This is a genomic window from Micromonospora sp. Utrum1 (genome assembly GCF_057197805.1).
This window is the reverse complement of record NZ_CM170071.1, coordinates 7328541-7347176: the sequence shown is the minus strand read 5'-3', so window position 1 is coordinate 7347176 and position 18636 is coordinate 7328541. Positions and strand designations below refer to the sequence as shown.

Annotated in this window: 16 protein-coding genes; 11 read left to right on the top strand and 5 right to left on the bottom strand. The window is 73.7% G+C overall.

All coding sequences use genetic code 11. The annotated features are described in order from the left end of the window. Positions 1-20 precede the first annotated feature (20 nt). Positions 21-476 carry a GatB/YqeY domain-containing protein gene (locus AC0OLQ_RS34630; protein ID WP_484529620.1) on the top strand — a complete coding sequence of 152 codons (456 nt, stop codon included), beginning with the start codon at positions 21-23 and terminating at the stop codon, positions 474-476. A 64-nt stretch (positions 477-540) separates the two neighbouring features. Here the strand turns inward: AC0OLQ_RS34630 and AC0OLQ_RS34625 are convergent, their stop codons facing one another. Next, positions 541-2982: a penicillin-binding protein gene (locus tag AC0OLQ_RS34625; RefSeq protein WP_484529619.1), complete on the bottom strand. Its 2442-nt coding sequence runs from the start codon at positions 2980-2982 to the stop codon at positions 541-543. Between the two features lie 402 nt (positions 2983-3384). On the opposite strand from AC0OLQ_RS34625, the gene AC0OLQ_RS34620 reads away from it, so the two are divergent. Next, positions 3385-3705, top strand: coding sequence for a WhiB family transcriptional regulator (locus AC0OLQ_RS34620; protein WP_091266889.1), 321 nt, complete (start codon positions 3385-3387; stop codon positions 3703-3705). Positions 3706-3729: 24 nt separating this feature from the next. Here AC0OLQ_RS34620 and bagB read toward each other — a convergent pair whose 3' ends face one another. The 3 genes from bagB to AC0OLQ_RS34605 are packed head-to-tail and all read right to left on the bottom strand — an operon-like array spanning position 3730 to position 6527. Next, a complete protein-coding gene (gene bagB, locus AC0OLQ_RS34615; protein WP_484529618.1) occupies positions 3730-4881 on the bottom strand; it encodes an ATPase BagB in 1152 nt (383 codons plus the stop codon). Positions 4882-4935: 54 nt separating this feature from the next. After that, positions 4936-5910, bottom strand: coding sequence for an ATPase BagA (bagA, locus tag AC0OLQ_RS34610; protein WP_484529617.1), 975 nt, complete (start codon positions 5908-5910; stop codon positions 4936-4938). Between the two features lie 26 nt (positions 5911-5936). Continuing rightward, on the bottom strand, positions 5937-6527 hold the full coding sequence (locus tag AC0OLQ_RS34605) for an Rv0361 family membrane protein (RefSeq protein WP_357333993.1): 591 nt from the start codon (positions 6525-6527) through the stop codon (positions 5937-5939). Positions 6528-6874: 347 nt separating this feature from the next. Between AC0OLQ_RS34605 and AC0OLQ_RS34600 the strand changes: the two genes are divergently transcribed. From AC0OLQ_RS34600 to AC0OLQ_RS34570, 7 genes are all read left to right on the top strand, one after another. Then, positions 6875-7324, top strand: coding sequence for a hypothetical protein (locus AC0OLQ_RS34600; RefSeq protein ID WP_484532507.1), 450 nt, complete (start codon positions 6875-6877; stop codon positions 7322-7324). 62 nt (positions 7325-7386) lie between these two features. After that, positions 7387-7551 carry a Sp36 family protein gene (sp36, locus tag AC0OLQ_RS34595; RefSeq protein ID WP_091316921.1) on the top strand — a complete coding sequence of 55 codons (165 nt, stop codon included), beginning with the start codon at positions 7387-7389 and terminating at the stop codon, positions 7549-7551. Further along, positions 7548-8009, top strand: coding sequence for a RidA family protein (locus tag AC0OLQ_RS34590; protein WP_262282657.1), 462 nt, complete (start codon positions 7548-7550; stop codon positions 8007-8009). Before sp36 ends, AC0OLQ_RS34590 begins: the two co-directional genes overlap by 4 nt. Positions 8010-8126: 117 nt before the next feature. Beyond that, positions 8127-8954, top strand: a complete 828-nt coding sequence (locus AC0OLQ_RS34585; protein ID WP_484529616.1) for an MBL fold metallo-hydrolase — start codon at positions 8127-8129, stop codon at positions 8952-8954. Next, a complete protein-coding gene (locus AC0OLQ_RS34580; RefSeq protein ID WP_484529615.1) occupies positions 8951-12532 on the top strand; it encodes an adenylate/guanylate cyclase domain-containing protein in 3582 nt (1193 codons plus the stop codon). Before AC0OLQ_RS34585 ends, AC0OLQ_RS34580 begins: the two co-directional genes overlap by 4 nt. A gap of 108 nt (positions 12533-12640) precedes the next feature. Then, positions 12641-13111, top strand: coding sequence for a hypothetical protein (locus AC0OLQ_RS34575; protein WP_484529614.1), 471 nt, complete (start codon positions 12641-12643; stop codon positions 13109-13111). 30 nt (positions 13112-13141) lie between these two features. Next, positions 13142-14659, top strand: coding sequence for a serine/threonine-protein kinase (locus tag AC0OLQ_RS34570; protein WP_484529613.1), 1518 nt, complete (start codon positions 13142-13144; stop codon positions 14657-14659). Here AC0OLQ_RS34570 and AC0OLQ_RS34565 read toward each other — a convergent pair. Continuing rightward, complete coding sequence (locus AC0OLQ_RS34565; protein ID WP_484529612.1) at positions 14646-15110, bottom strand: hypothetical protein; 465 nt, start codon at positions 15108-15110, stop codon at positions 14646-14648. The genes AC0OLQ_RS34570 and AC0OLQ_RS34565 overlap by 14 nt on opposite strands. Positions 15111-15365: 255 nt before the next feature. Between AC0OLQ_RS34565 and AC0OLQ_RS34560 the strand changes: the two genes are divergently transcribed. Both AC0OLQ_RS34560 and AC0OLQ_RS34555 read left to right on the top strand, forming a co-directional pair. Then, positions 15366-17150 (top strand): alpha/beta hydrolase, encoded by a 1785-nt coding sequence (locus AC0OLQ_RS34560; RefSeq protein WP_484529611.1) that lies wholly within the window; start codon positions 15366-15368, stop codon positions 17148-17150. Between the two features lie 253 nt (positions 17151-17403). Next, positions 17404-18609 carry a GH25 family lysozyme gene (locus AC0OLQ_RS34555; protein ID WP_484529610.1) on the top strand — a complete coding sequence of 402 codons (1206 nt, stop codon included), beginning with the start codon at positions 17404-17406 and terminating at the stop codon, positions 18607-18609. The last annotated feature ends 27 nt before the right edge of the window (positions 18610-18636 follow it).

Here is an 18636-nt window from a genome sequence, read left to right as displayed (position 1 = left end):
TCAGGGTAGTTTGACCGTCCATGAGCACGCTGAAGGACCGTCTCACCCAAGACATGCGCGCCGCTCTCAAGGCGCGCGACCAGCTGACCACCTCCACGCTGCGGATGGCCCTCGCGGCCGTCGGCAACGCCGAGGTCGCCGGCAGGGAAAAGCGCGAGCTCAGCGACGACGAGGTGCTCGCGGTGCTGACCAAGGAGGCGAAGAAGCGGCGCGAGGCGGCGACCGCCTTCGCCGACGCGGGTCGCGCCGAGCAGGCCGGCAAGGAGACCGCCGAGGGTGAGGTGCTGGAGCGCTACCTGCCCAGGCAGCTCTCCGACGACGAGCTGGCCGAGCTGGTCTCGGGGGCGCTCGCCGCGGGCGGCTTCACCGGCAAGGCGCAGATGGGCCCGGCCATGAAGGCGGCCCAGGCCGCGGTGGCGGGCCGGGCCGAGGGTGGCCGGGTCGCCGCCGAGGTACGCCGCCAGCTCGGTCTCTGACCCCCTCCTGACGACGAAGCGGGCGGGCACCCGGTGGGGTGCCCGCCCGCTGGCGTTGCTCGGGTCAGCCGCGCGGTCGTCCCGGGCGGCCCTGGTTGGGCGGTGGCGGGACCGCCGGCCCGCCGGTGCCGGTGCCGGGCTTCGGCGCCCCGCCACCGGCGCTGACCTCGATGGTCACCACGCCACCCTTGATGGTGCGCCCGTCCGGGCTGGTGCCGGCCGCCGTGCCCACGGGGCACTCCGACGGGACCTTCTGGCTGGACACCACCGGCTCGAAGCCGGCGCCGCGCAGCCGCGACTTCGCGGTGTCGACGGACTCGCACTTCACGCCGGGGATGGAGCGCTGGTCACCCTCGATGATCTTCCCGCTCGGCGGGGTGAAGTTGATCCGCTCCTTGCCCTTCATGGCATCCCGCAACGTCTGGTAGACCGCCGGGTTGATGCCCCACGGCACCTCGTTGTGCCTCATCCGCTGGTTGGTCTGCGGCCAGTCCGGGTCGGCCTCGATGCCGGCCACCGCGTACTGCTTGGTCATGGCGACCAGAGCGGAGGTCTTGTCCCCGTCGGTGGTGCCGGACTTGCCGGCCACCGGCGCGTTGACGACCCCGCGGACGTTGCCCGCGGTGCCGTTCTTGCACCTCGAGGTCGACGAGTGGTCACCCACCGGGCAGCGCGCCGCGTCCACGGCGGCCCGGGCCACCTCGGTGCTGATCCGCTGCTCGCAGTGCGGGTTGGCGATGTCCAGCTTGTCGCCGTCCGGGCCGCGGATCTCCTGCACCGGGATCGGCTCGCAGTATTTCCCGTCCGCCGCCAGGGTGGCGTACGCGTTGGCCAGTTCCAGCGGGGTGGTCTGCGAGACGCCCAGGGTGAACGCGCCCCACTGGTGCGCGGCGTCCTTGTTCGCGGCGAACTTGGCGTCGTTGGACGCCCGGAAGGTGATGCCGAGCTTCTGCGCGGCCTTCACCACGTTCTCCGCGCCGACGCGCTGCTGGAGCTCCACGAAGAAGGTGTTGACCGAAGCGCCGAAGGCGCTCCACATGTTGTGCACGCCGGCCATCGACTTCGAGGCGTTCTGCGGGCAGTAGAAGTGGGTGCCCTTGCACGCGGCCGGGTTGCCCGAGTCGATGATGTATTCCGACTTGAACTGCTCCTGCGCGTTGATGGTGTAGCTGAGCGGGTAGCCCTTCTCCAGGGCCGCCACCAGTGTGAAGATCTTGAAGGTCGAGCCGGCCTGGTAGCCGGTGATGCCGCCGCCGCCGGTGATCAGCGGGTTGACCGTGTTCGGGCGGTTGCCCCGGATCTTCTTCTTGGCCTTCTTCGGGTCACTGGAGATCTTGTTCTGCGGATGGGCCGGGTCGTCGAGCTTGAAGTTCCGGTTGACCGCGATGGCGCGGACCCGGCCGCTTCCCGGCTCGACGACGGCCACCATCCGGGCCGCCGTCTTGTCCTCGCTCAGCTGGTTGCGGACCGCCTTGTCGGCGCCCTTCTGCGCCTGCACGTCGAGCGTGGTGGTGATGGTGTAGCCACCGCTCTTCAGCCGCCGCTCCCGGTCGTACGACGTGGAGCCGAAGGTCTCCTGCTGCATCCACCAGCGGTAGAAGTAGTCGCAGAAGAAGCCCCAGGAGCGGGTGTTGGTGGCGACGCAGCCGTTCGGGGTGCGCTTGTTCCTGACCTTCAGCGGGATCTTCTTGGCCTGGTCGGCCTGCTCCTTGGTGATGGCGCCGATCTGCACCATGTTGTCGATGACGTAGTCCCGCCGGCCGACCGCCTCCGGGTAACCGGCCGGCGTGGTGGGGTCGAACGCGGTCGGCGCCTTCACCATGCCGGCGAGCATCGCCGACTCCTGGATGTCGAGCTTGCTCGGCACCTTGCCGAAGTAGACCTGGCTGGCGGCGTAGATGCCGTACGCGCCGTTGCCGAAGGCGGCGATGTTCAGGTAGCGCTCCAGGATCTCGTCCTTGGAGAGCTCCTTGTCGATCTGCAGCGCGTAGCGCATCTCGCGCAGCTTGCGGGCGCTGGTGTCCTCGGTCGCGGCGACCACGTCGGCCGGGTGGGTGGCCGAGTAGGAGATGGCCAGCCGGACGTACTGCATGGTGAGCGTCGACGCGCCCTGCCGCTGGGCCCCGGCCTGGTTGTTGACGAACGCCCGGGCCACGCCGTTGAGGTCCACGCCGTTGTGCTTGTAGAAGTCGTGGTCCTCGGCCGCGATGATGGCCTTCTGCATGATGGGCGCGATGTCCTTGAGCTTCACGTCGCGCCGGTTCTCGTCGTACATCGTGGCCAGCGGGGTCTTGCCGTCGGAGGCCAGCAGGTAGGTGATCTGCGGCGAGCGGGCCACCGTCAGTTCGGTGGGCAGCGCGCCGAAGGTCTCCGCGCCCGCCTTGGCGGCAAGTCCGGACATCGCCACCGCGGGGAAGGCCGCCGCCGCGACCACCACGCCGGCCAACAGGCCACAGATGAGTAGCGATGCGGCGTTGGTCAGCACATTGTGGTCACGTTTCCGCATCCAGGTCACCTCGACAGGGTACGCGAGTAGGGAACGAGGGGCGCGCCGGGAAGTTTCCCCATTTCCTGCGCGCGCCGTCCTCGTTGTGCTAAACGCACGAACCCCGGTGCGTGGTTGCGTGAAACCTGGCAGAAGTCTCCCCCGAACGGGGGAGTGGCGCAGCGTTTTCACGTACTCCGGCCGGGTAGACGGCGGGCGAAGGCCCGGGAAGCCGGGAGTGTCCGGAATGATGGATTTCGCCGACAACGTTGCGTAATCAGGCGACTACACAGCATGATGGTGGCGGCGACAGCAGCCACACGTCGTCCGCGCCGCCCTGGGGAGGTCGGCCCGGACGACCGGGGGGAATTCGACGGCTGGTCGCGCGAAGTCGGTAGGTACTGCAAGGGGGGACGTGTACAGATGGGCATGATCACTGACTGGCCGTCACTGGCGGCGTGTCAGAACGGGGACCCGGACGCGTTGTTCGTACAGGGCGCCGAACAGAACGTGGCGAAAAGGATCTGCCGGAGCTGCCCAGTTCGGTACGAGTGCCTGGCCGACGCACTCGACAACCGGATCGAGTTCGGCGTGTGGGGTGGCATGACCGAACGCGAGCGCCGGGCGTTGCTGCGCCGTCACCCGCAGGTCACCAGCTGGCGGAAGATGTTCGAGGCGGCCATGAAGAAGAACGCCAAGGAGAAGGCCGGTCGGGACAAGGTCCTCGTGACCACGGCCAACTGACCGACGCGCCGGTCGGTCCGCGCCTCAGCGCCGGCTGATCGCCTCGCCGATCGTCCGCAGCCCGTCGACGTCGTGCACGTCGGCGGGCTGCGCCGTCACCGACACCGCCGGCACCGCCGGGAATTCCTCGGTGAACCGGGCCGCCTCCCGCTGCTCGCGTAGCGCCTGCTCGGCCAGCGCGGCGTGCGCCCGCAGCACCTCGGCGGTGCCCTCGTGGCCGCCCACGCCGGCCAGCCGCTCCGCGGCGGCCAGGCTGTCCGCGGCGGCCAGCTCCGGCACCGCCGGCCGGTGCACCCTGTTGAGCACCAGGCCGGCCAGTGGCATCCGCTCGGAGCGCAGCCGGCCGGCGAAGTAGGCGGCCTCCCGGACCGCGTCCGGCTCCGGCGCCGCGACCAGCAGGAACGCCGTCTCCCGGGCCTGGAGGATGCGGTACGTCTGCTCGGCCCGCTGCCGGAAACCGCCGAACATCGAGTCCAGCGCGGCGACGAAGCCGGACAGGTCGGTGAGCAGCTGCGCGCCGATCACCTTCTGCACCACCTTCGAGAACATCCCGAAGCTGGCCGTCACGAAGCTGAACATGCTCCGCCCGCCGCTGCGGGCCGGGGCGAGCAGCAGCCGCAGCATCCGGCCGTCGAGGAAGCGGGAGAGCCGGGCCGGCGCGTCGAGGAAGTCCAGCGCCGAGCGGGACGGCGGGGTGTCCACCACGATCAGGTCCCACTCGCCCCGGGCGTGCAACTGGCCCAGCTTCTCCATCGCCATGTATTCCTGCGTCCCGGCGAAGGTGGAGCTCATGGCCTGGTAGAAGGGGTTGGCGAAGATCTCCGCCGCCTTCGCCGGATCGGTGTGCTGGAGCACCACGTCGTCGAAGGTGCGCTTCATGTCGAGCATCATGGCGTGCAGCTGGCCGCCGCTGGACTCGATGTCGATCCCCTTGACCTGGCGCGGCGTGTTGTCCAGCTCGGTCAGGCCGAGCGACTGGGCCAGCCGGCGGGCCGGGTCGATGGTGAGCACCACCGTCCGCCGGCCGTGCCGCTCGGCCGCCCGCAGCGCCAGCGCCGCCGCGGTGGTCGTCTTGCCCACTCCGCCCGCCCCGCAGCAGACCACGATCCGCACGCCCGGATCGGCGAGGATCTGGTCGACGTCCAGCGGTGGCGCCGCGTCTTCGGAAGGCACCAATCGAGCGTATCGGTCTCGAGGGTCTCTCGGCTCCGTGCCGGCCGCAGGTGTGAGTCAATCCGCCCGGACGAGCGTCTCGGCCAGCGTCCCCAGCCCCGCCCGGTCGACCCCGGCCGGCAGCAGCGGCAGCTCGGTCAGAGGCAGGCCCAGCTCCACCAGGTCGGCGCGGAGCGAGTCCTCCAGCTCCCGGCGTACCTGCTGGTCGCGGGCCTCCGCGGCGAGGCCGGCCACGGTCCGGGCGTCGGCCGGCAGGCCGGCGGCGGCCAGCCCGCGCTTCAGCTCGGCGGCGGTCACCGGCCGGCCGGCCGGCACCGGGGGCCGGGCCCCGTTGACGATCACCCGGCCGACCGGGAAGCCGAGCTTGGTCAGCTCGGCGATGGCGTCGACCGTCTCCTGGACCGGCATCTCCTCCAGCAGCGTGACCACGTGCACCGCGGTCATCGGCGAGCGGAGCAGCGCGGAGACCCCCTCGCTCTGGGTCTTGATCGGGCCGACCTTGGCCAGCCGGGCGGTCTCCGCCGTGACGTTGAGGAAGCGGCCGATCCGCCCGGTCGGCGGGGCGTCCAGCACCACCGCGTCGTACGTCCGGCGCTGCCCGCTGGTGCGGGTGGTCGCCTCCTTGACCTTGCCGGTGAGCAGCACGTCCCGCAGACCCGGGGCGATGGTGGTGGCGAAGTCGATGGCGCCCAGCTTGCGCAGCGCCCGGCCGGCCGCCCCGAGCTTGTAGAACATGTCCAGGTACTCGAGGAGCGCCTCCTCGGCGTCCACCGCCAGGGCGCGCACCTCACCGCCGCCCGGGGCGTCGGCCAGGTGCCGCTCCTCGTAGGGCAGCGGGTCGGTGCCGAAGAGCTGGGCGATGCCCTGCCGCCCCTCCACCTCGACGAGCAGGGTGCGCCGGCCGCCGGCGGCCAGCCCGAGGGCGAGCGCCGCCGCCACGCTGGTCTTGCCCGTGCCGCCCTTGCCGGTCACCACGTGCAGGCGGGCCGGCCATCTGCCGGCGGACTCGGCCGGCTGCTCAGTCGCTGCCACCCGTCGAGCCTATCCAGCCGCCGCGGTCACGCGACCTCGCAGACCCACCAACCCGTCTTCTGCACCACGGTGAAGCGCAGCTCCTGGTCGGCCACCTTCTCGTCGGCGGTGGTCATGGTGACCTTGGTGCTGACCGTGGCCCGGTCCCCGGTCTGGTTGTCCACCTTCGGGGTGGTCCAGCGGAACCGCGCGCTCTGGTACTGCCCGGCGTACTTCTGCACCTCGGCGACCTTGGCGGCGATCTTCTGGTCGTTCCGGGACGCGGAGCAGACGAAGGTGGCCGCCTTGCGGGCGTCCCGATCCTTGTAGACCGCGGTGAGGAAGCCGTCCACCGCGACCGTCGGCTCCTTGGCGCCCTGGCCGTCCTCGGCCTGGCGCAGGGTGAGGAACGCGGCCGTGCCGCCTCCGCCGCAGAGCAGGATCGCCGCGCCCAGCACGATCGAGGCGATCAGCACGCCGCGCCGCCTCTTCGGAGCCGGCGGCTGCGGGTACGGCGGGTAGCCGGGCGGCGGCACGGGAGGCATCGCCCCGGGGGCCGGCACGGCACCGGCGGGCGGTTCCTGGTGGGCGGGACCTCCGGGCGAGCCGGCGGCGCCACCGATGGGCGGTTGGGTCATGTCTTCCCCCGGGAGTGCGGCGCGCCGCCGCCGCCCCTGGCGACGGACACGTGATCGAGCGTGGCGGGGCGAGCACGGGCGCTCGTCCAGACCGGAAGGGTAACGGTCGGCGGGCGGCTTGCCAGCCCCGCGTACGCCGTGCCGCGGCAGGCCCCGGCACGAACCGCCGTCGCGTTCCGGATCAGGAATGTGTCGCATATGTGACTGGACGTGACCGGGTGCGCGCGTCCCGTTGCCGGGACTCCGCGCAGGTCCTACGTTCGTCGCGACGCGGGGGCCGGACCGGGCGTGGGTTCCGAGCCGGATGGTGGGTGACTGTGAACAGGTACGACGCCCGGAGGCAGCGGATGCGCGACGCGGAGAACATTCCCCGAGCCCAGTTTCCCCCCGGCGAACGGGCGGGACGGCCCGGCGACGCCGAGGGGCCCGGTGCGAAAGCGCCGTTCAACGAGCGGTCGTACCGCCCGCCGACCGAGGTGCTCCGCGGCCCGGTCCGGCCGACCGGGCGGGGCCGGGACGAGGAGGAGCCGGGCTACGTCATCCACCTGCCGGTCCGGGTCCCCGACCTGGCCGCGGCCACCGCGCTCGCCGGCACCGTGGCCACCTCGCTCGGCTTCCTCACCGAGCTGGACGCCGGGGAGACCACCGTCTCCACGGCCGACGACCAGAACAACCGGCACCGGGTCTTCTGCGACCTGCTGCTGCCCGACCGCACCCGGTGCCCGCAGCGGTACGAGCACGAGGGCCCCTGCGGCGAGCCGTCCGGTACGCCCGAGCAGCGTCCCGCGCCCTCCTGACAGCGCCGGACCGTAGGCTGTGCCTGACCGAAGTCCATGCCAGGCAAGGGAGCCTCTACCCGATGCAGAAGTGGGAATACGCCACGGTCCCGTTGCTGGTCCACGCGACCAAGCAGATCCTCGACAACTGGGGCGAGGACGGCTGGGAGCTGGTCTCCGTGGTTCCCGGCCCGAACCCGGAGCAGCTCGTCGCCTACCTGAAGCGGCCGAAGGGCGCAGGCGCATGAGCAACGGACCGCACGCGAAGCTCGCGGAACTCGGCCTGACCCTGCCCGAGGTGGCGTCGCCGCTGGCCAGCTACGTGCCGGCCGTCCAGTCCGGGCAGCACGTCTACGTCTCCGGCCAGCTCCCGATCGCCGAGGGCAAGCTGCTCGCCACCGGCAAGGTCGGCAACGGCGTCTCCGCCGAGCAGGCGAAGGACCTGGCGCAGCGGTGCGCGCTGAACGCGCTCGCCGCGATCGACTCGCTGGTCGGGCTGGAGAACGTTGTCAAGATCGTCAAGCTGACCGGCTTCGTGGCCAGCGCGCCCGGCTTCACCGGCCAGCCCGGCGTGGTCAACGGCGCCTCCGAGCTGTTCGGCGCCGTCTTCGGCGAGGCCGGCCGGCACGCCCGCAGCGCGGTGGGCGTGGCCGAGCTTCCCCTGGACGCCCCCGTCGAGGTCGAGGTCATCGTCGAGGTCGCCTGACGCTCCGTACCCGCGATCTTGCGGTTCCGGGCGGGCAGACAGCCCGCAAGGGGACATAACCCGTGACGGAACCGCAAGATCGCGGGGAGCGGCGGGCGGGGTCGTACGATCGCTGCCATGGGGCCTGTGACCGGAGCCGCCGGAGCGCTCGCGGACGAGCTGCCGGAGTGGGTGACGCTGGTGCGTGCCCCGAATCCGGGGCCGATGACGCTCGACGGCACGAACACCTGGGTGCTGCGCGCCCCGGGTGCGGAGCACGCCGTGGTGGTCGACCCCGGTCCGGCCGACGAGGAGCACCTGGCCGCGCTCGCCGCCCACGGCCCGGTCGGCTTCGTGCTGATCACCCACGGGCACGCCGACCACACCGAGGGCGCGCCGCGGCTGAGCGAGCTGCTCGGCGGGGCGCCGGTCCTGGCCGTCGACCCGGCGTACACGGTGGGCGGCCCGCCGCTGGCCCCGGACGCCGCGCTCGACAACGGCCTGGAGATCCGCCTGCTGAGCACGCCCGGGCACACCGCCGACTCGGTCTGCTTCCTGGTCGTGCACGGCGACGAGCGGGTCGTGCTCACCGGCGACACCATCCTGGGGCGGGGCACCACCGTGGTCGCCCACCCGGACGGGCACCTCGGCGACTACCTGTCGAGCCTGGAACTGCTCGCCACGTACCGGGGGATCCCGGCGCTGCCGGGGCACGGCCCGGCGCTGGCCGACTGCGGCGCGGCGGCCGAGTTCTACCTGGCGCACCGGCGGGCCCGGCTCGACCAGGTCCGTGCGGCGGTCGCCGCCGGCGCGACCACCGCTCCCGAGGTGGTCGAGCGGGTCTACGCGGACGTCGACCGGTCGCTGTGGTGGGCCGCCGAATGGTCGGTCCGGGCCCAGCTGGAATACCTCGGCGTGACGCCTCGGGAATCCGACGCGGGGGCCGCGGGGTTGGAGCAACCGTGACCTGCCCGGTGTGTGGAACCGTCGCCGTGCCCGGCGCGCGGTTCTGCCACAACTGCGGGGCCGCGCTGCCGGCCGCCGCCACGCTGCCCGCCGCCGAGCGGCGGGTGGTCACCGTGCTCTTCGGCGACCTCTCCGACTTCACCTCCTGGTCGGAGGACCTCGACCCGGAACGGGTCGGCGCGGTCACCGACCGGGTGCTGGCCGCCCTGGCGGGCGCCGTCAAGACCTTCGGCGGGCACGTCGACAAGCTCACCGGCGACGGGATCATGGCGGTCTTCGGCGCGCCGGTGGCGCACGAGGACGACGCCGAGCGGGCCGTCCGGGCCGCGCTCTCGATGCAGCGGGCGGTCCGCCGGGTGCTCGACGACGAGCGGGGCGGCGGCGCGCCGCTCGGCCTGCGGGTCGGGCTGAACACCGGCGACGTGATCGCCGGCATCCAGGCGGCGATCGAATACACGGTCATCGGCGACACGGTCAACACAGCGGCCCGGCTCGCCGACGCCGCCGCCGTCGGCGCGGTCTACGCCGGCGCGCGCACCTCCGCCGCCACCCGGCACGTCGCCTCCTGGCGGGCGCTGCGCCCGCTGCGGCTCAAGGGCAAGCGTGAGCCGGTCGAGGCGTACGAGCTGCTGGGCCTGCTGGACGCGCCGGGCACCCGGTCGGGTCTCGGCGACGAGGCGCCCTTCGTGGGCCGGGAGACCGAGATCGGCCGGATCGCCGGCCGCCTCGCCGAGGTGATCGACCGGGCCGAGCCGCGGGTGCTGCTGATGACCGCCGAGGCGGGGATCGGCAAGTCCCGGTTCGCCGCCGAGGTCGAACGCCTCGCCGCCGGCTACGACGTCGGCGCCGGCCGGTACGCCGCGCACACCGGCGCCCGGGTGCTCTCCGTCCGCTGCGCCGCGTTCGGCGAGCGGCGCCGCCTCGCCCCCCTCGCCGACCTGGTCCGGGCCGCGGTCGGCCTGCCCAACGACGCGGCAACCGCGCTCACCCGGCCGGCCGTCGAGGAGCGGCTGCGCCGGCTCGGGCAGCGCCTCGCCCGGCTCCCCGGCGACCCGCCCCCGCTCGCCGTAGACCAGCTCCTGGCCCTGCTCGGCTATGCCGAACTCCCCGCCGCCAGCGAGAACGGCGAGTGGAACGCCGCCGCGCCGCCGCCGGACGCCGAGGCGGTGCCCAACGCGGTCGCCGAACTGCTCAGTGCGCTCGCCCAGGAGGCGCCGCTGGTGATCGTGGTGGACGACCTGCACGACGCAACGCCCGAGACGATCAAGGCGCTCGCGCTCACCCTCAACCGGCTCAGCGGCCCGGTGCTGGTGCTGCTGCTCGGCCGGCCCGAGCTGGTGCGGACCGCCGGCGCGCTGACCCGGGTCGCGGACGCCGAGGTGCACGCCCTGCCCCCGCTGCGCGGCGCCGACGCCTCCCGCCTGCTCACCAGCTACCTGAGCGGCGGCAAGCTGTCGCCGGCCGACGCGGACCGGCTGCTCGCCACCGCCCAGGGCAACCCGTTCTACCTGGCCGAGCTGGTCACTCTGCTGATGGAGCGCGGCGCGCTGACCGCCGGCCCGGGGCGGGACGCCAACGTCGGCTGGCGCCTCGCGCCCGGCTCGCTGGGCAGCCGGCTGCTCTCCCGGGACCTGGCCGCCGTGCTGGCCGCGCGGATCGACGCGCTGCCGCCGGACGCCCGCTCGGTGCTGCGGGACGCCGCGGTGGTGGGTGACACGGTGCCCGCCGGTGCGCTGGAGGCGCTGCGTGAGCAGCGCGTCGGGCGGGACGGCCGGCCGGCCGCGGTGGCCGCGGTCGAGCTGGACCGGGCCGTGGAGGAGCTGCTGCAACGCCGCATGCTGCACCGCACCCGCACCGGGTTCGCCTTCGCCACCCCGCTCATGCGGGAGGCCGCGTACACCGGGGTGAGCAAGGCCGAGCTGGCCGAGCGGCACGCCGCGCTGGCCCGCTGGGCCGCCCCGGAGAGCGCCGACGGCGCCACCACGCCGCCGGGCGGGTTCACCGAGTCCGCCCGGGACGACTTCGTGGCCGAGCACGTCGAGCGGGCCGCCGCGCTCGCCGACGCGGTCAAGCTCCGCCCGGACGCGCCGGCCCGGGCGGTGGCCCCGCTGGGCGTGGCCGCGCTGGGCCGGGCCGCCCGCCGGGCGCTGCGATCGGGGGAGCCGGCGCTGGCCGTCGAGTACGCCGAACGCGCCGCCGAGCTGGCCCGCGACGGGGTGCCGCTGGCCGACCGCGTGGTGCACGCCCGGGCGCTGCTCCAGATCGGCCGCCCGACCGACGCGCTCGCCTTCGCCGAGAAGATCGCCGCCAACGCCGGGGACGCGGCGGCCACCCGGACCAGCGCCCTGCTGCTGGCCGGGCAGGCCCACCAGACCCTGGGCGACGCCGCCCGGGCCGAGCGGAGCTGGCAGGAGGCGTTGCAGGTGGCCACGGAGGCCAACCTGCCGACCATGCGCGCCTCGGCGATGCGCCGGCTCGGCATGGCCGACTTCATCGCCGGCCGGCTGGGTCAGGCGAGCAGCCGGCTGGCCGCCTCCTACCAGGTCAGCCTCGCCGCTAAGGACCCGCGCGGGCAGGCCTGGTCGTTGCAGAACCTGGCCTGGGTGACCACCACCCGCGGCGACTTCGCCGGCACCGACGCGGTGCTCGGCCGGGCCGCCCGGCTCTTCGCCGAGCTGAAGGACCCGTACGGGCGGGCCTGGCTGCGCGGCACCACCGCGTTCGCCCGGCTGCTCGCCGGCCGGCTCCGCGAGGCGTGCCGGATGGCGCAGGTGTTCCTGCCGTTCGGCGAGCGGGTCGGCGAGGCGTGGGCGGTGGGCACGCTCCGCGCGGTCGAGGCGTACGCCACCGCCGAGCTGGGCGACCTGGCCGAGGCGGACCGCGCGGCACGCCGGGCGTACCGGGAGTTCGCCGAGGTCGGCGACGACTGGGGGCAGGGCTTCGCGCTGGTCGTACGCGGGGTGGTGGCCCGCGGGCTGGGCGAGCCCGAGCACGCCGCCGACCTGCTCACCGACGCCCTCGCCTACGCCGACCGCACCGCGCACCCGCTGCTGACGGGGATGGCCGGGACGATGCGCGGCTTCGTGGCGCTGGACATGGGCGACGCCGCGACCGCCGAGCGGGAGGCCCGGTCGGTGCTGACCACCGTGGAGCCGCACAACCCACAGGCCCCCGCCCAGGTGGCGCCCCGGGTGCTGCTCGCCATGGCCCGGCTCGCCGCCGGCGATTCGGCGACTGCGGTGGGGCTGCTCGCCCCGGTCGCCACCACCGCCGCCAACAGTCCGTCGCTGCTCTTCTCCCGCCGGCAGACCATGGCCCGGTACGCGTCGGCGCTGCTCGCCCACGGCCAGCGCGAGCAGGCGCTGGACTGGGCGCAGCGGGCGGTGTCCGCCCCGGCCGAGGACGTGCGCAGCCAGGTCATCGCGCGGATGGTGCTGGCCGAGGCGCTGGCCGCCTGCGGCCACCCGGCCGAGGCGCTGGCCAGCGCCGAGGAGGCGGTGCGGCTGGCGTACGCCACCGAGCAGCGCAGTGAACGGGCGGTCGCCGACGCGCTCCGCGCCCGCCTCGCCGGCGGCTGATCCCGCCGCCGGTTCTGCCGGTTCCGGGGATGTGCCCGTCGGAGGGGGCGGTTAGCGTGGAGGGCGAGGGGCCGCGCACGTCGACGGCCGCGGCCTGGGGGAGGAACGATGAGGCTGCCGCGCTCCGGCGCCGGCTGGACGATCGCGGTCTTCGGGCTCCTGGCGCTGCTGCTCGGCGCGCTGGGGCTGATCTGGCCGGAGACGCAGCTGCGCCTGCTCGGCTTCGAGGTGCCGGCCGAACGCGCCCCGGGTGACTACACCGGCACCTTCCTCACCGCGTCCTCGATGGCCTCGTTCAACATGGGCGTCTACTACCTGCTCGCCGTGGCCACCGAGTGGCGGCCGTTCTACCGGTTCACCGTCTGGTTCCGGCTGGTCACCTTCACCGTCTTCAGCATCGCGGTGCTCTCCGACGTCGCCCCGGACCGGTTCTTCGGGGTGGCCGCCTGGGAGGGCCTGGGCGCGGTCGCGACCGCCGTCGGCCTGTGGTGGGACGCCCACCGGGCGGCCGGATCGGGTGCGGCGGACGACACGGTGGCGGGCCCGGACCCGGTGCCGGCGACCGACGCGGTGCGCTGAGCGACCGGGACCGTTGGGTATTTTCGAGCCGTGACCGAGACCCCGCCCGGCGCCCTGCGGCTGCCCATCGTGCCCGGTCTGACCGACCTGGAGGTCTTCGCCCGGGGTGGCTACGCCACCGTCTACCGGGCCACCCAGATCTCGGTGGGGCGCGAGGTCGCGGTCAAGGTGGAGAACCGCACGCTGGACAGCGATCGGGACCAGGCGCGCTTCCTGCGCGAGGCGCGGGCCGCCGGCAAGATGTCCTCCCACCCGCACGTGGTGGACCTCTTCGACGTCGGGGTCACCGTCGACCAGCACCCCTACCTCATCATGGAGCTCTGCGACGGCTCGTACGCGGAGCGGATGCGCAGGAGCCCGTTGGGCGCGATCGAGGCCCGCGACCTCGGCGTGAAGATCGCCGACGCGCTGGCCCACTCGCACGCGGCCGGGGTGCTGCACCGGGACGTGAAGCCGGCCAACATCCTCTACTCGCACTTCAACCCGGCGGTGCTGGCCGATTTCGGGCTGGCGGTGCTGGCCGAGGTGCGCGACGCCTCGGTCACGCTGGAGGTGCTCACCCCGGCGTACGCGCCACCGGAGATGTTCAGCCACAGCCCGCCCAGCCCGGCCGTCGACGTCTACGCGCTCTGCGCCACCCTCTACGCGGTGATGCACGGCCGCCCGCCGCGCTGGCAGTCCGAGCGCAACCCGAGCCTGGTCACCGTGCTGGAGATGTTCCAGCAGCCGATCCCCGGCCTGCCCGGGGTGCCCGACGAGATGGTCGACGTGCTGCGGCTGGGCATGGCCAACGACCCGGGCGAGCGTCCCTCCGCCGTGGAACTGCGGGGCATGCTCGCCGCGCTCCCGCTGGACCCGGGCGCCGCCCCGGTGAGCGGCGCACCGTACCCGGGGGCCCCGGTCAGCGGCGGCCCGACCACCGGCGGCAACCCGCTGGCCCGCACCGGCCGGCCGAGCCCCCGGCCGCCGACGGAGGACGCCCACCCGACCGTGCCGACCCGCGGCCGGCGCTGGCCGCGCCGCTGGTTCCTCGGCGGGGCGGGGGTGCTCGCGCTCGCCGCCTCGGCCGGCGCCGGCGCCTGGCTGGCCGGCGGCGCGCCGACCGTGGTGTCGCCGGCGCCGGTGGCCAGCGCGGCCGAGCCGTCCGGGGCGAGGCTGCTGCCCGGCTGCGCGGCGGGCGACGTCCGGCTGCCGGCGGGCGCCCACTGCGCGTCCGAACTGGAGTGTTACGGCCCGGTGCGGCTGCGCCGCGAGCGGGCCGAGGCGCCCCGGGTGCCCTGCGACGGCCGGCACACCTGGGAGACCTACGCCGAGGGCTTCCTGCCGGCCGCGCTGGCCGGCGCGGGCCACGACGCCGTCGTCGCCGACCCGGCCGTCCGGCAGGTCTGCAGCGTCAGCACGTTCCGGCTGGTCAGCGGCATCCGGCAGGTGACCGGCTGGAACCTGGAGGTGCTGCCGCCGGCCGGGACGGACCTGGACCGCACCTACCGGTGCCTGGCGGGGCGGGGCGTGGACGCGCTGGCCGCGCCCACCCTCATCGGTCGCTGACCCCGTTCGCCGTCCGCTGCTCCCGCACCGTCCGCGGGTCGAGCGCCCCCAGCGTGTCGGCGTCCACCGGGTAGCCGCCGCCCGGCGCCCGCAGTTCCCGGACCGCCCGCGGGTCGAGCGTCTCCAGCGTGTCGGCGTCACCCGCATAGCCGCCGGGCGTGCGCAGCCGGCGGACCGCCCGGGGGTCGATCGCCTCCAGCGTGTCGGCGTCCACCCCGTGCGCGGCGGGGGACGGCCAATCCTCGGTCGGGGCGTCGGCGCTGCGCGGGGCCTGCCGGGCGGCGGTCACCGTCACCCCGGCGACCATGCCGAGCAGGACACAGACCAGGGCCAGCACCACCGACAGGATGCCGGCGGGGCGCCACACCGCCAACGTCGCCAGCGCCGCCACCGCCGCCAGCGACGCGAGGACGGCCTTGACCCGCGCATCGGGCTTCGGGAACGAACTCACCCGACAAGCATGGCCCAGGGCGTCGCCCTGTCAACCGCCGGACCCGGACCGCTTCCGGTCGGACGCGTTCCGTGGCGGGCTCACCCTCCAGGCTGGAGGGCCCAAAAGCGTCGATCAAGAAAAATTCGTTACATCAATCGGCAATCTGTCGCTTCTGTCCCCGTTTGGCGGGCTGCTTCGGTTGGTCGTGATCCCTAAAGTGACGAGGGTCGAGGTCTCCTCGACGGACCCCGTTCCCCACCGGAAGGCAGCCACATGCCACGTGCAATCCGGTCCCTCACCGCAACAGGGATCGCCGGCATCGTCCTCGCCGGATCGGCGGTCGCGCCCGCCGCGGCCGCGGCCCGCACGCCGCAACCGCCGGCGTACGACCGGACCAGCGCCGCCGAGGCGCGCCGGGTCGACCGCGTGCCGACGCCGAAGCTCGACTGGTACGCCTGCTACGACTACGCCGAGTGCGCCACGGTCCGGCTCCCGCTGGACTACGACAACCCGAAGGGCGCCACCACCGAGGTGGCGGTGCTCCGGGTGAAGGCCCGCGACCAGCAGCACAGGATCGGCAGCCTGTTCCTCAACCCGGGCGGCCCGGGCGGCTCCGGCACCAGCATCGCGCTCGCCGCGCCGTACTTCCTCGGCGACGACCTGCTCGACCGCTTCGACATCGTCGGCGTCGACCCGCGCGGCGTCGCCTCCAGCGACAACGTCAGGTGCTTCCCGTCGGTGAAGGACCAGACCCGGGCGTACGCCGGGCTGAACGTCGCCTTCCCGTACACGAAGGCCGAGGAGAAGGCGTACGTCAACGCCTCGAAGGCGGTCGGCAAGGGCTGCTCGACCACCGGCAAGCCGCTGACCGGCGCGGCATCCACGGCCGAGGTGGCCCGCGACATGGACGTGCTGCGCCGCGCGGTCGGCGACAGGAAGCTCAGCTACCTGGGCTTCAGCTACGGCACCGCGCTGGGGCAGTACTACGCGAACATGTTCCCGGACCGGTTCCGCGCCCTGGTGGTCGACGGCGTGCTCAACCCGAACGCCTGGGTCGGCCAGGGCAAGGCACGCAACCAGCTCCAGGAGACCCGGCTGCGCAGCGCCGACGGCGCGTACCGGGCGCTGCACGAGATCCTGGTCCGGTGCGCCAAGGCCGGCGCGCAGAAGTGCACGCTGGCGTCCGGCGGCGACCCGGTCGCCGCGTACGAGACGGTGGCGCAGCGGCTGCGCAAGAAGCCGCTGGTGGTGGACGACCCGGACCTCGGGCAGTTCACCGTCAGCTACGCCGACTTCGTCGGCGCCACCCTCAGCTACCTCTACGACCCGAGCGGCTGGCAGTACATCGTGGACCTCACCGGTGAGCTGCTGGTGCTGACCGACCCGGCCGCCACCGCGTCCGCCACGGCGCAGGCGCGCACCTCGGTGGCCCAGCGGGCCGCCCAGGCACGCCGGCAGCACGCCTACGACTTCCCGTACGACAACGGGCTCGAGACGTTCCTGACGGTGGACTGCACCGACGCGTACCACCCGAAGAGCGCGGACGCCTGGCCGGCGCTGTCGGCCAGGGAGGACAAGCGGGCCCCCTACTTCGGCCGGGCCTGGGCCTGGGGTACCGCCCCCTGCGCCCGCAACACCTGGACGGTGCGGGACGAGGACGCCTGGACCGGCCCGTTCAACCGGACCACCGCCGCCCCGGTGCTGGTGGTCGGCAACTACTGGGACCCGGCGACCAACTACCAGGGCGCGGTCAGCTCGGCCCGGCTGCTGCCGAACAGCCGGTTGCTGAGCAGCGACAGCTGGGGGCACACCGCCTACGGCACCTCGGCGTGCGTGACCGGCGCGGTCGACGCCTACCTGCTCAACGGGACGCTGCCCGCCAGGGGCACGCTCTGCACCGGTGACGCGCAGCCCTTCCAGGACGAGCCGGCGACCGCCCGGGCGGAGGCGTCGAAGAACGCGCTGGCCCGGGCCGGCGAGCCCGGCCGGGGCGAGCCGAAGCGGCTGCCGCCGGTGGTCGCGCCGCTACCGGCGGTCGGCACGCTGACCGTCCGCTGACGGACCCCCGGGGTACGGCGGGTGATCGGGCACCCGCCGTACCCCGGGCTCCCGTCAGACGCCTGGTCGCGGCGGGACACCGCGCGGCCGGTTCGGCGGTTAGAGTACGGACGCACACCGCCGCGGCCGATCCTGGGCCGAAGGCGAAGAGTGATTCCGCCGCCGTGATCCGCCCCCTGGCGACCGGCGGTCCTCGACCTCCCGACCAAGAGGATTCCCGACATCCATGTCAAGAAGATGGATCTCTGTCCTGATGTCCGCCGGGCTCGCGCTCGGCACGGCGCTCACCACCGCACAGCCGGTCAGCGCGGCAGGCTCCGCTCCTGACGGTGGTGGACGGGCGAACGCCGGCGTCAAGCCGGGCGCCCGCACCACCTCGGCGTCCACGAGCGCCACCACCCCGGCCGGCTACACGGTCCGCGGCATCGACGTCTCCAGCCACGACCACAACCTCGGCCCGATCGACTGGCCGGCCGTGGCGACCAACGGCTACAAGTTCGCCTACATCAAGTCCACCGAGGGGCAGACGTACCGCAACCCCTACTTCGCCGAGGACTACGCGGCGGCCAAGGCGGCCGGCCTGCTCGTCGGTGCCTACCACTTCGCCCGCCCGGACGGGCGCGACCCGATCACCGAGGCCAACTTCTTCGTCGACAACGCGCAGTTCGCCAAGGACAGCCAGACGCTGGTGCCCATGGTGGACATCGAGTGGCCCTACTGGAGCGGCGCGCCGACCTGCTACGGGCTGACCACGACCGAGATGTCGAGCTGGATCAAGTCCTTCACCGACCAGGTCAAGTCCCGCATTGGCCGGCCGGTGATGATCTACACCAACACCAACTACTGGAACCCGTGCACCGGCAACAACGCGACCTTCGGTGCCAACCCGCTGGACATCGCCGGCTACACCACCACCCGCCCGCCGCTGCCGGCCGGCTGGACCACGGAGACCATCTGGCAGTACGCCGCCGGTGACCCCAGCCAGCCCGGCAACTACAGCCAGAACGTGTTCAACGGCGACTACGCGGGGCTCACCCGGCTCACCGGCGCTCCGGCGGTCGCGGCTCCGGTCGCCCTCCGCGCCCGGGTCAACAGCCGCTACGTGGTGGCCGAGAGCGCCGGCGCCAAGCCGCTCATCGCCAACCGGACCTCGGTCGGGCTGTGGGAGCAGTTCGACGTGGTCGACGCGGGTGGCGGCTTCGTCGCCCTCCGCGCGCGTGCCAACGGCATGTACGTGGTGGCGGAGAGCGCGGGCACCAAGGCGCTGATCGCCAACCGGACGTCGATCGGCGTCTGGGAGAAGTTCACCATCATCAACAACTCGGACGGCAGCATCAGCCTCCGGGCCAACGCCAACGGCCGGTACGTGGTGGCGGAGAACGCGGGCACCCTGCCGCTGATCGCCAACCGCACGTCGATCGGGCCGTGGGAGAAGTTCGACAAGCTCGCCACGTCCTGAGCCACCGCCGTTGCCCGGCGCCCTGAC